The 13,060-nt window shown below is 43.9% G+C and carries 11 protein-coding genes; 6 read left to right on the top strand and 5 right to left on the bottom strand.

Features of this window, described 5'->3' with window-relative positions; translation table 11 throughout:
* Positions 1–344: 344 nt before the first annotated feature.
* A complete protein-coding gene (locus JUB15_RS13045) occupies positions 345–980 on the bottom strand; it encodes a DUF6266 family protein (RefSeq protein ID WP_207512936.1) in 636 nt (211 codons plus the stop codon).
* 547 nt (positions 981–1,527) lie between these two features.
* On the opposite strand from JUB15_RS13045, the gene JUB15_RS13040 reads away from it, so the two are divergent.
* Both JUB15_RS13040 and JUB15_RS13035 read left to right on the top strand, forming a co-directional pair.
* Positions 1,528–1,689, top strand: coding sequence for a hypothetical protein (locus tag JUB15_RS13040; protein WP_207512935.1), 162 nt, complete (start codon positions 1,528–1,530; stop codon positions 1,687–1,689).
* Positions 1,680–2,306: a tetratricopeptide repeat protein gene (locus tag JUB15_RS13035; protein WP_207512934.1), complete on the top strand. Its 627-nt coding sequence runs from the start codon at positions 1,680–1,682 to the stop codon at positions 2,304–2,306. The genes JUB15_RS13040 and JUB15_RS13035 overlap by 10 nt, the downstream gene beginning before the upstream one ends.
* On the opposite strand, the gene JUB15_RS13030 is transcribed toward JUB15_RS13035, so the two are convergent.
* The 3 genes from JUB15_RS13030 to JUB15_RS13020 all read right to left on the bottom strand — a co-directional run bounded on the left by JUB15_RS13030 (position 2,307) and on the right by JUB15_RS13020 (position 5,305).
* A complete protein-coding gene (locus tag JUB15_RS13030) occupies positions 2,307–3,392 on the bottom strand; it encodes a serine hydrolase domain-containing protein (protein WP_207512933.1) in 1,086 nt (361 codons plus the stop codon).
* 77 nt (positions 3,393–3,469) lie between these two features.
* The gene (locus JUB15_RS13025) at positions 3,470–4,615 is read right to left on the bottom strand and encodes a helix-turn-helix domain-containing protein (RefSeq protein WP_207512932.1); all 1,146 of its coding nucleotides are present in this window, start codon (positions 4,613–4,615) and stop codon (positions 3,470–3,472) included.
* 234 nt (positions 4,616–4,849) lie between these two features.
* Positions 4,850–5,305, bottom strand: coding sequence for a cold-shock protein (locus JUB15_RS13020; RefSeq protein WP_207512931.1), 456 nt, complete (start codon positions 5,303–5,305; stop codon positions 4,850–4,852).
* Between the two features lie 306 nt (positions 5,306–5,611).
* Between JUB15_RS13020 and JUB15_RS13015 the strand changes: the two genes are divergently transcribed.
* Positions 5,612–5,896 carry a hypothetical protein gene (locus JUB15_RS13015; RefSeq protein WP_207512930.1) on the top strand — a complete coding sequence of 95 codons (285 nt, stop codon included), beginning with the start codon at positions 5,612–5,614 and terminating at the stop codon, positions 5,894–5,896.
* 35 nt (positions 5,897–5,931) lie between these two features.
* Complete coding sequence (locus tag JUB15_RS13010) at positions 5,932–6,183, top strand: RNA recognition motif domain-containing protein (protein WP_207512929.1); 252 nt, start codon at positions 5,932–5,934, stop codon at positions 6,181–6,183.
* A gap of 5 nt (positions 6,184–6,188) precedes the next feature.
* On the opposite strand, the gene JUB15_RS13005 is transcribed toward JUB15_RS13010, so the two are convergent.
* On the bottom strand, positions 6,189–6,422 hold the full coding sequence (locus JUB15_RS13005) for an RNA recognition motif domain-containing protein (protein ID WP_207512928.1): 234 nt from the start codon (positions 6,420–6,422) through the stop codon (positions 6,189–6,191).
* 302 nt (positions 6,423–6,724) lie between these two features.
* On the opposite strand from JUB15_RS13005, the gene JUB15_RS13000 reads away from it, so the two are divergent.
* Positions 6,725–8,284: a B12-binding domain-containing radical SAM protein gene (locus tag JUB15_RS13000; protein ID WP_207512927.1), complete on the top strand. Its 1,560-nt coding sequence runs from the start codon at positions 6,725–6,727 to the stop codon at positions 8,282–8,284.
* 324 nt (positions 8,285–8,608) lie between these two features.
* Positions 8,609–13,039 carry a PKD domain-containing protein gene (locus JUB15_RS12995; RefSeq protein ID WP_207512926.1) on the top strand — a complete coding sequence of 1,477 codons (4,431 nt, stop codon included), beginning with the start codon at positions 8,609–8,611 and terminating at the stop codon, positions 13,037–13,039.
* Positions 13,040–13,060: the final 21 nt, after the last annotated feature.

Here is a 13,060-nt window from a genome sequence, read left to right as displayed (position 1 = left end):
CTTTTCAATGATTGATAGGACAAAAATCAGGAGGTGCCGCCTGACGTACGTAGCCAAATTGAGTGGTTTTGTAGTCTAATCGCGGATTTGTGTAATTGTCGTCATTACAGCTGTTTTTAGCTAACCGCACCAGGCAGCAAGTGGAGGCGGCGCTGGGTGGTAAAACGACATTCGCGGGGGCGATTGTGCCTTGATTAAGAGCCGTATAAAATGCATCCCCGGGGCCCTCGGGGCTGCATCTTGTTTTGATTGGCGTTTTGCCATTCCCGATACGCATCGGGATAAGTAGCCGTAGCTTATTACGGCTTGTGTTAGTTGTCCTGCTTAGAGGACGTCGTTGGCGGTTAGGTAAGTGTTACTTCACCGCAATAAACGCTGTTGGCCAGCAATTTGCCGTTGGCCGACATGAAACTGAGCCAGGTATGCACCTTCTTGCCTGAGAATTCAGACAGGTCCAGTGTTCCTGTTCCTGCATCCCGGGCAGGCCCGAATGCGTACTCTGTTTCATTTTCTACAGGGCAATAAGCAATAAGTATCGCCTGGTCATTGGCCTTTGCGAGTTTTTTACCCGCATCGTTAATCCAGGTGAACCTGAGAATGCCGTTAGCTTCCGGCGTTGTTGCAGGCTTTTTGACCTTAGGCAGCTTGCCCTGGCTAAGTGACACCTTGCTGTAATCGATCTGAAAATCGGGGTAAGTGCCGGTAATTGCATTCCTCAGGAGGAGCGACTGGCCATAGTTTTTACCCGTCATTTTAACGGCCTGGTCTTTGAATCCAAGCGTTAAGAGATCATTCATGCTTTGAGCGAATTTGCCGGCTATGGCAAATTTTGCCTGTTGTTCAAGTTGAGCATCGGTGAGCGCGCCTGTGCGTTTTTTTGATTTAGCACGCATATATGACACGCCGCGCCAGTTACTGCCAACTACTTTGCCGATGGTTCCTGAAAACTCATCCAGGATACCGTTGTTCATCTTTCCCATAAAAGGAGATTTTAAGTGTTAATGAAAAGGGTGTCGTTCATGAAAACCGGCCTGTGTGTAACCGGTATATCCACTGGTTCCGATTTCCATGACAAACATACACCGGCAAAAAGTAGCGCAATCCCGTTTACCAACTTAGGCCAACTTAGACCAACTTAGACCAACTTACGTCCCTTTTTGACGTCTTTGTCGCGTTATAGAGTGGGCGAAGTGATAGTTACGCTAATTGATGTTCATAAAAAGCGGAGGATTTCTTCGCAACTTCTTTTAGACTTCTCTTAGACTTCTCTTAGGCTTCTTCGCAAATTTGCGAAGAACTTGCGAAGGATTTGCGAAGAAGGGTAAGCGCTGTCTTTGCTCAGTCCCGGAGAAGGGGCGCAGCAAGCATGTTAAGAATTCGATGAACTTTAATAAGCCTGGGTTTTATCAGGGTTATATTTTTAAGCATGTGAATTTGTGTAAATTGAGAGACGCTTTTTTTCCCTCCCACCAAAAATACCCGATACCCTGCCTTCCGGAAGTGATTGCGCTTAGTTATTTTTAACGCATGAATACCATATCCGAACTGGAAGAGCTGGCCAATAATTATGACCTGCAAGCAATGGATACCCTTGTCGAAAGCCTTTCGCCCACCGAACTGGAAGAAAATAAGCAAGAGATAATCGATACTTACGATATGGTTTATTCGCACGAACAGCCTTGTTACTGAAGCCGCTTGAAGGTTATTACACAGAAGACGCAGAACTGCTCAACCGCCTGGGTAAAGCATTTGCAGACACTGCCAAAAGATCAGCTTACAACGATCTGCGCCTGACCTGTTATAAAGCAGCAGTCGACTTTTTTACGAAAGGTCATAAGCTGCAACAAGCTGCATGGACCTTTCCGGTATATGCCACCAACGCCCTGCTGGGTATGGCAAAAATCTATCATGAACAGGGCGCATACGAAAAACTCATCAATACATTTGAGCAGGGGCTACAACTTTTTTCACAGGTATATAAACATGAAGAGGACTTTACACTGAATCTTTACTGGGGCGATTTCCTTGTTGCATATTCAGGACTTGCCTACGATTACAGGTCGCCCTCCATTAACCGCCTTGCAGAAGAAAGATTGCAACGTTCCATAGCGCTGGGCAATAACTATTATTCGCATCCTTACCTTTCTTTGGCAAGGCTCGCGATAAAATCGGGCGACAAAGGAAAGTGTGTTAAATTGTTGCTGCAATGCAGAGCGGCCATGCGTTCAGGCGGATACGATGCGTATGACCTGGGTGAAGCCTTGGGCGATGAAGATTTCAGGGAGATCTGGGACCAATTGCAATGATTATTGGTTGAAGTCACTTAAAACAAGATTCGTAATATTTTCAAAAAGTGGGAAAAAGCCATTGTCATCGGAATTAAATAACGCAGCAATAAAAATATCCTCCTCCGGCAGATAAACCTCCATACTTCTGAAACCGTCTATTGCGCCTCCATGGCCGATCAGTTTCCTTCCCCTCAATTCTTTAATGAACCAACCATAACCATACTGCGATAGTTTTCCATCTGAGAACCGGAAGGGCGCGACTGCCTTATCCAGCGTTTCCTTTTTCACTAATTTATATGCATATAATGCCTGGTGCCATCTGAACAGATCGCGGGCGCTTGCCAGCAGTGCTCCTGCACTAAACACCTGGTTCATGCTCAGATAGCCGGCATTCTGATAACCTGTACTTCCTTTGGTATAACCGGGCATCCTGTTTTTTATGATCTCTACAGGCGAATCATAAAAGGTCTCTGACAGGCCTATAGGTGTAAAAACATTTTCCTTCATATAGGATTTATAGGCTTTTCCAGTCACTTTCTCGAGGATAAAGCCTAACAGGAAATAATTGGAGTTGCTATAGCTGAATTTAGTCCCGGGAATAAAGGCAAGAGGTAAAACCCCAAGACTGTCAATCATTTGTTTTGGTTGGAAGTCAATTCGGATTGCATTGGGAATATGAAAATCCAAAACTTCATAGTCCACTATACCGGAAGTATGGGTCAGTAGATGCTCGATGGTGATGGTATGTCCCTTATAAGGAAAGCCATTGACGAACTTTTGAAGGCTGTCTTGCAGGGAAATTCTGCCCTGCTCAATTAATTGCAGGATGGCTATCGCTGTGTATTGCTTGGTGATTGAACCTAGCCGAAAAAGCATTTCCGGTCGCATGGGAACGTTTAGTTCGATATTGGCCTGTCCGAAACCTTTTTCATACACAACTTTCCCTTTTTCGGATACCAGGACCACACATCCGGGTGCGATCGAATGATAGCTCCTGGTGATCAATTCATCGATCTTTTTAATTGATCGCTGGCCTGAAAGCACTTGTGAGCTGAGGGGAACGCTAAACAAGAGAACGAAGAATAGAAGTGTTGCTTTTTTCATAGCTGCTTTTTGATGCAAACCTCGGAGCGGCCTGCCGCCAAAACAAGAAACAGCCGTCTCAAAAGCCGGTTTTGAGACTAATTTCCCTTTTCAGACACCGATTTCCGGAAGTCGCTGGGGGAGGAGCCGGTAACCTCTTTAAATATACGCTGAAAAGTTGCCCTGGAATTAAAGCCACATTCCAAAGCAATAGCGGCCATGGTAAAGTTGTTTATCTCCGGCTGTTGCAGCTTTTGCTTAAACGCCTCTATCCGGTACTCATTAACAAACTCATTGAAACTTTTTTTCATATGCTGGTTGAGAACAGCTGAAAGCGTTTTTTGTGGGATACCTGTATGTTGAGCCAACGAGTGCAGATCAAGATCGGGGTTAAGATACATTTTATCATCTTCCATGGATTTTTGTAAGAGTAACACCGTTTCCTGAATAATGCCAGGTGCCAATGATGCAACTGCAGCTGGTTTCTTTCTGGAAGCAACGTTAGACAGGTATGAAATATATCCTTTAATGCCTAGCCAGTATATCATAATTGCCATTAATATATATACCGGGTACCAGCTGAATATTTCCAGCATGGCATCTGTGTACGAAGGGATGACATAGGGAACCAGATATGCCAGCCAGATGATCTGAAAGACTTGAAAAATACGGATAAGCTGTTGCATGCGCGTAACACCCACTGACTGGGAGCCTTCCTTATTTTTTAGTCCGTCAAGATATCTGGCAGAAAGCACTAAGTAACAGGTCACGGATATCCAACGCGGGATATCAGAATATACGTTGTAGTCATCAATAAAGACATTCCAGGGTTTCGGATCAGGAGTAAAGAATCCGGAAGCCACTCCGATAAGACAGACAATAACCACAAACGATGGAATGAGATCGATAATTACGGGTAAAAAATGAATGCGGTGCTTCCTCGTTAATTGAAAGGTGGGGTCGAGCGAAGATCGTACATAAAAGTACAGGAGCGGTCCTACCGGCATGATGATCACCATCGGGATAATGGCATGGAGTATCGCCAATGTTGTATTCGCATAATACCAGCCGGTATAATTCAGGTAAATATTCAGGCTGGCCAACGCCAGTAGCCAGATCAAAACAGCAAGAAGCCGGGTGTTTTGGTTGCCATGTACTGCAAAAAAAAGTAAACATCCGGTAATGATCCCTTGTAAAGATCCGAGCAGGATAATCGTGTGTAGTATCTGGGATGCAGAAGCCATTAAACTAGTTTGATCGGGAGCCCGCCGTCGCTTAAGCTTCGGCGGGCGAACCAGGGCAGACTCGACAAATTTCGAACCTGTTAATTCAGGATCTATGATTATCAGGGCAATTTATAAATCTGAATGGAAACTGAATATGAAACCAATTGTTAAATTTTCAGTATTCGACCTGAGGTAGCGGTAAAAAGCACGATTAGTAGAACCGCGAACCTGCAAAACATTGTAAGGACAACTTTAATTTTTGATCAAAGCCACATTCATAGCCACCGGTCCTTTGTGGCTTTTTTGAACCGTGTACGACACTTTATCATTTTCTTTAACCGGTGCAGCCAGGTCGTTGACGTGAAAGAAGATCCGCTCATGAGATTTGGCATCATTGATAAATCCAAAACCTTTGTGATCATTAAAGAAAGTGACAATTCCGGCTCTTAATGCATCAGCCGGTTGTGCTTCTTGTTTTGGAACACTTATGGAAATACTCTCCAGATCATAATCAATTTTTTTTCTGGGGTCCTGTGGTTTGCTGGTAAGATTGCCATTTTCGTCGAGATACGCCATCATTTGTTCAAGGCTTTTACCTTTGCTATTATTATTTTTCCGCTCTTTCATTTTTTCCCGCTTATCCTGCTGTTTTCTCTTCCGTTGTTTTTCGCGGTCTTTTTTTGAGAATGTGTCCTGAGATTTTGCCATTGTTAATTGTTTGGTGAATCCTGTTTTAACAGGAAATTATGTTTGAAAGATACCTCGATGCTGCGTTTGGGAGCAAAAGTGAATTGACCGGCAGTAATTGAAGTCTTAATCAATAGCAGTGAAGGTAGGTCTAATTATTGGAATAACAATTGAAACCGCTTGTTATAAGCAAAAAGGCAATTTTTAACCGGATCGATATTTAATTGACATTACGCCCAATATAGCTTACCTTTAGGAAGGGTGCGTTGATAAATAACGTTTTTATTTCCCTCCTCAGCCGTTCTACGCAGCTTAAATTGATATCAAATGAAATTTTTAAAAGAACATCTTCAAAGCAGTCATTATAGTTGGGAAACCATTTCCAGTCATTCAGCATTTACCAGCGAACCCGACCGCCGTTCTTTCGACCGGTTCAATGGCAACCAGGTATTATTCATTATAAACTATCTTGGTAGCTCATTAGGAAGATTAACACTGTCTCACGGACAAAAAATAGAAGAACTTATATCAACCCAGTTGCCTCAACATACGAAAAGCGAACTTTCTGTTTTTAACTGGTTGCGCGGAGTCTATCTGTATTATGGAAATTAGAATTGAAACATTTTTTTTAATATTAAATCAGATTCATGAAGATACAGATTTACAATCTTGGCCGCGATGTTAACGATGCCGCTCTTCGAAAATTGTTTTCAACTTTTGGCATTGTTAACTCTGCAGAAGTAGTACGTGACAAATTAAATGGACGCTCTAAAGGAAATGGTGTTATAGAGATGCCTATAGAAAGGGAAGCAAAGCAGGCAATTGAATCTCTTGACCAGACAATCATAGTTGGAAAAAGGATATCTGTAAGCGAGTTGCGGTTGCCGCCTGAATGGTAGTATAATTATACAACGGCCTCTGACACTTCAATGTAATGATTCATAAAGTTTATATTGTTCAATACATTAATGGCAGAGTTGCCCGATTGCTGGTCCATTACTATATACCCGTATCCCAATGAATGCCCTGTATTGTCCATAATGATCTTTGCAGAGAGAACAATTCCAAATTGAAGGAAAAGATTTGATAAATGAACAGCAGTTGTCTTAAAGTTGAGATTGGAAATAAATATTTTCATATAATAAATTTAAAGCGGTTTCAATTATCTGACGCGATTGGATACGATTACAAGTATGATCCGGGGGATGATAGTCAAGGTACCAAAATAAATCCGATAAATCTAAATTATTAATTTCAGGAATAATTAATCGCAATACCTTAGGAAGACAGGCCTGCACGTAAACATTTTCCGTCCCGCATGATAAGGCGGAGATTATAAATTGAAGGTGATAGATTATTCTATTTATTGAATCCCGCTTTGATAATAGTTAATTGTAACTTATTGAACCTGTTTGGAAGTTAACACAAGTAACTATCGGTATGTCACCACTTAAAATCGGTTTGATTGATCTTGTAAGCAAAGGCCCGGCTAACACGTTGTGGGCTAAGATCATGCATGCTAATCTGGCCAGTATTATGCCTCAGGTAATAGCTGCCTGGTGTGAACAGGAGGGGCATGAAGTGACAATGATCTGCTATACAGGCTATGAAGACCTTCGAAAGGAACTTCCCGATAATGTAGACCTGGTGTTTATCAGTTCTTTTACACAAGCAGCCCTGCTGGCTTACGCGCTGAGTAATTATTACCGTAGCCAGGGTGCAGTAACCGTGTTGGGTGGACCGCATGCCAGGTGTTATCCGGACGATGCCATCCTTTACTTTGATTACGTGTTGGGCTTTACCAACCGGTCTACCATTGCAGAGATCTTAAATGATTGTACTCCGCACCGCCCTATAGGAAAACAATTGAGTGCGGGTAAACAACCGGCTTATTTTTGTGGCGTACAGGAGCGCTGGAAATTCATAGAGCCTACTTTAAAAAAAGCGCCATTCCTTCAAATTGTGCCTATGCTTGGCAGTGTGGGCTGCCCGTACACCTGCCCATTCTGCATCGATTCAACAGTTCCCTACCAGCCATTGGATTTCCAAACCATAAAATCAGACCTTCAATTTCTGCTTACAAAATATAAAAAGCCCTGGATAGCTTTTCATGATCCGAATTTTGGAGTAAGGTTTGAAGAGATTATGGAGGCTATTGCTTCGGCTGGTGCACCAAAAAGCTTTCGTTTTATTGCAGAGAGCAGCTTGTCAATCCTTACAGAGAAACACCTGAATCAATTACATCAAAATGGTTTTGTTGCGCTGTTGCCTGGTATAGAGTCATGGTATGAACTCGGCAATAAATCAAAAGCTTCACATATTACAGGAGTCAATAAGGTTAACCAGGTAGCTGAGCACGTTAACAATATATTTCGATATGTACCCTACGTGCAAACAAATTTTGTACTGGGTTTGGATAGTGATGAGGGGGCTGAGCCATTTGAGCTTACCAAACGATTTATAGACCAATCGCCCAACGCTTTTCCGGGTTTTTCATTACTTACTGCTTTCGGCGAAGCGGCCCCGTTGAATTTGGAATATCAAAAGCAGGAACGGGTACTTCCATTTCCTTTTCACTTTCTGAACAATCACCTGGCCATGAATATTAAACCCAAAAATTATGATTGGGTAGAGTTTTACGATAAGGTGATTGATGTAACAAGTTATGCATTCTCTCCAAAAGCAATGTATCGCAGGTTTCGGCATGCACGCGGAATTACTGTAAGATGGATGAATATTATGCGGGCCATTTCGTCTGAGGGCTGGGGACGGTTGAGATTTTACAGAGAAATAAAGCAGCAGCTGGTGGGGAATAGTGGTTTTAGAAACTATTTTGAGGGCAAAACACAACAATTGCCCGAGTTCTATTATAATATTATTAAAAGAGATCTTGGGATCTGGTGGCAATGGCTTCCGGAAAATGCTCTATCGCATAACGCCAACGCCTATCTACACAAGACAATGAAAAGCGAACGAGGTGAATCGGAAAGAACGGGCTGAAGGCGTGAGATTATTGAAACTGCAGTTAAGGCTATCTATATTCCTGTCATTATTTTAAGACAAGTGTAAAAAGGCTGTCTTCGGTACAAAAAAGCGTAGTCAAACGCTGGGTTCCCGGTTGTGTTGATTTTGCTGATAACTGCGCAGATTTGCCAATAGGCGTGTAGATTTTGGCAATAGCTGTGTAAATCGGTTCGGTTATCGGTAAGTATAGGTAAAATTTATTATTCTACCATATTGGTTAAACAAAATGCAACCAGTAACTTACCGGGCAAAACCCAATTAGCTAGAGCCATTGTGGCGCCCTATTAATCCTTAAACCACATGATTGCAAGCTTCCGTTCAGTAATACAGTTGTTGTTGCTTTTATCGCTAACCACTACTGTTCAGGCACAGCTTAATGCAAATTTTACGGTCGATAAATCAGCAGGGTGCTCGCCGCTAACTGTTACTTTTACCAATAGAACAACAGGTGCATCTGCCAGTGCCATCTATAAATGGGACCTGGGAAATGGCAACACTTCCAGTCTTGCTAACCCGGCTGCCGTCTATACCGATGAAAAGAACTATACAGTTACGCTTATTGTTCAGGATGGCAATCAAACGGCCAGCAAAACAGTGGCCATTTCGGTTTATAAAAAGCCGGTGGCCGATTTTTCCCCTTCTATAGTAAAAGGATGTGTACCGTTGCAGGTAACGTTTACCAGTAATTCGCAGGCTATTAACGGTTCCATCTCGAGCTACTTTTGGGATTTTGGCGATGGCAATACAGAACAGGGAAATACCGGCAGCCAGACTCATATGTATAATCTGGCCCAGCTATCTGCGGTAAGCCTCACCGTGTCCAACAGTTTCGGTTGCTATGCTACTATAAAAAAGAAAGACCTTATAGAAACCATGCCGGCCCTGACGGCGGCATTTTCATCCGATAAAACAGTGCTTTGTAAGGAAACGGATGCGGTGTTATTCACTAATACCAGTACCGGCCCTGGTGTACTTGATTATAGCTGGGATTTTGGCGATGGCAATGCTTCCAACGAGAAAGATCCCAGTTATGCATTCAATAAAAAGGGTACCTATACGGTAAAGCTCACGGTTAATAGTTCTGTAGGTTGCACCGTTTCAAAAACAGAAACCAACTACCTGAATGTAGCCAATTACAGCTCCGGCATCCTCATGCCTGCCCGGGTGTGCGCGGGCAACACCGATACTTTTTATCCCCAAAATAATCCGGTGGCCGATAAAATGGTCTGGAAAGTGAATGATCAGGTGATAGCGCCGATCACCAATTATGCGATGAAATATCCTTTTGGCGCTGCAGGGACTTACCTGGTTAAACTGGTGAATACTTTTGGTAATTGCCTGGATTCAGTTACAAAACAGTTTGATGTAAAGGATGTTCCTGATATTCGCCCCTTTGTTGCCGATATAGTAACGCCTTGCGGATCTCCTGCTACCGTAAATTTTAAAGATACCACGCCGGGAGCGGTGAAATGGGAGTGGAGATTTGAAAATAATTACAATCCGGCTGTGGTGCAATCAACATTGCAGGCGCCTACGTATGTTTATCGTGCCAACACGACGTACACGGTATTGTCGAAAGTATGGAATGGGGATGGCTGTGCCAATACCATTAGCCAGCCTGTAAGAATTGATAAACCTGCTGTTCGGATCCTGTATAGCTCCAGTGCGACCGGCTTGCAATCATGCGGGCAGCCGCTTACAGTTACTTTCTTTGTGGGAAACCCCCAGGACATGGCATCTTATGAATGGGATTTTGGCGATAAAACTACCTCCACCGACGCCTCGCCGACTCATACCTATACGAAGGTAGGTGAATACCGGGTGGCATTAAAATATGTATCAGTAAATGGTTGTTCAGACAGGGTTGATTTGGGTTTCGTGCTCGCTGTTACCAACCCGTTGAAGGCAGATTTTGAAAGTCGTGATGGGACTACTATTTGTGGCAATAACCAGGTATATTTCAAAAATACGTCAACCGGAGGCTGGTCATGGTGGTCTGTTGACGGGAAACAGGTTAATTGGTCCAGTTCCCCGAAACAGGATATGATCTACAAGTTTACTACGCCGGGAAAACATACTATAAGCCTGACCGTTGAGTGGAACGGGTGCTACGATAAAATTGAAAAAACGGATTACATAACGGTATTGCCACCTATTGCAAAGATCGATAGCGTGACCTATCCATGTACAGGAAACAGGGCAGATGCGATCTTTTATTATAAAGACCCGGGCGGTGGTACATGGACCTGGGACTATGGCGACGGTACAACAGAAACACTGACTACCTGGTCGCCTACAATCACCCATACGTATGCTAAAACCGGTTTGTACAGAGCGAAATTAAAAGCAACCGATGGACAATGCCAGATAGCTGACTCCATCCTTGTAATTGTAATGCATAAACAGTACCCACAGCTTACAGCTGCCAAAACCGGTGTTTGTGAAAATGAACCATTGAAGTACGAGCTTACGAACATTGATTTTATGAAGAGTAATTTTTTGGGGCATGAAACATATACGTATTATGAATTGGTTGGTTACAACTATAATACCGGCGTTACGGACGCCCCGCCAAAAACGTATATAGATCCAAAAGCTCCACTCCCTTATAAGGGAACTATTGAAAAGATCCAAAAAGATGCAGACCAGGTACGGGTTATTGTACGTAATCAATCGAACTGGTGTTATGATACCAGCAATTATATTCCGGTTAATATAACCGGCTCGCGGGCCGGTTTTGAGGTGATCACCAATAATGTCTGCTATAAAGATGCGGTTACGTTTAAAGACACGTCGAAATCGAACAACAGTACCATCACCAGTTGGCAATGGGATTTTGGCGATGGGCAAACGAGTACACAAAACGGAACTGTTTCTCATATTTATGATACACCGGGGCAGTATAATGTAACTTTAAAAATCACTGATGCCAGCGGTTGTGGTTCCGCTACTTCTTCGAGCGCGAATACGGTCATTGTTGTTGGCCCGCAGGCTGCGTTTACCCCTTCGGGTATCAGTGTGCCATTGAGCACTACCGTAACCTTTACCAATAATACCAACAATTCGGGGAGCAGCAATACTACTTATCAATGGCAGGTGAATGGAACCGGTTTTTCAACCGATTTCAGTCCTTCTTACACCTTTGATAAACCAGGCAGCTATACGGTGACATTAACCGCTACCAACCCGGTTACCGGATGTTCCTCAACTGCCACCCAGGTAATTGTAGTAAATAATTTTAATGTAGCTTTTACAATTGATTATACAGCCATTACGGCTAATGGTTGTCCGCCCGTACAGGTTCGCTTTACCAACACCTCGCAAAATTACGCCAGCTTAAAATGGAACCTCGGTGATGGCACTATCATCGAAAATGTAAGTAACCCCACCCATATTTATGAAAAAGGCGGCAAGTATATCATCACGTTGGATGTAACAAATGCAAGCGGATTACAAGGCACTCATATTGATTCTGTGATCATCAATGTACCACAGGCTGTTGTTACCAGCAACGCGTTGGAAGCCTGTAAAGGAAGCATGATCACACTGAATGCCGTTGCCAGCAATACCGGTTTGTATATTTGGGATTTTGGTGACGGCAGTGTGATCACTACAACCGATACATTTGCTAACCATCAATATAGTACAACAGGAGTATACACACCTGCGCTGATCATGAAACAATCAGCCAACGGATGTACGGGCGCTACGCCGCTTGGTAACAAGATCAACATCAGACCCGATCCGGCAGTGACCATTGCGCCGGCCCAGCCGTTGATCTGTAAGGGCGGTTCTGTGTCTTTGCAGGCAACCGGTGGTAGTACGTATGAATGGCTTCCGGCTGCTGATCTGAGTAATGCTGCCATTGCCAATCCGGTGGCTTCCCCGGGGCAGACCAGCTCTTACACCGTAAACGTTGCAGATGATATCGGCTGCAAAAGCACCGGCCAGGTGACCATTACAGTTATCCAACCCGTTGAGGTAGCAGTGACCGGCAAGGGCGATATTTGCCAGGGGGAATCGGTTAATTTGAAAGCAAGCGGCGCTGCCGTGTATAAATGGATCAATGACATTGCCGGACTGAATAACGTCAATATTCCCAATCCGGTAGCAACGCCTGGCGTTACAACGGTCTATACCATTACTGGTTCAGACGCTCATAGTTGTTTTACCGACACCGCTGCGATCACCATACAGGTAAAGCCTGCGCCCACGGTAAATGCAGGCCCCGATGTACAAGCATGGCCCGGCGAACCTGTTCCATTACAAGCTATTGGAAGTAATGATGTGACCTACTGGAAATGGACGCCTGCCACCTATCTGAGTTGTACCAGTTGTTCCAACCCGGTTTGTACCCCGCTCACCAGCAGTTCATACACCGTTACTGTAAAGAATCAGTATGGATGTGCTGCCGTTGATACCATGGAGGTGAAGCTGTTATGTAGTGAGGGCAGAATAAGGATCCCCAATGGCATCACGCCAAATGGCGATGGGAAGAACGATGTATTTATGATCAGGGGGATTACTATAGTGAAACACCTGGTTATATTTAACCGCTGGGGACAAAAGGTCTTCGACCGCAGTAACTTCATTGCCGGCGACCGGTCATTATGCTGGGATGGCACCCTCAATGGACATCCGGCTGAGACGGGCACCTATGTTTACTTTGTGGAGGTCGATTGCCCCGAGGGGCCATTTACGAAAAAAGGGACCTTGGAATTGGTGCGGTAGGATTACTGCCAGACTTGGTGC

Source organism: Longitalea luteola (genome assembly GCF_017356035.1).
GTDB lineage: Bacteria > Bacteroidota > Bacteroidia > Chitinophagales > Chitinophagaceae > Niastella > Niastella luteola.
This window is presented reverse-complemented; position numbering and strand designations above follow the sequence as displayed.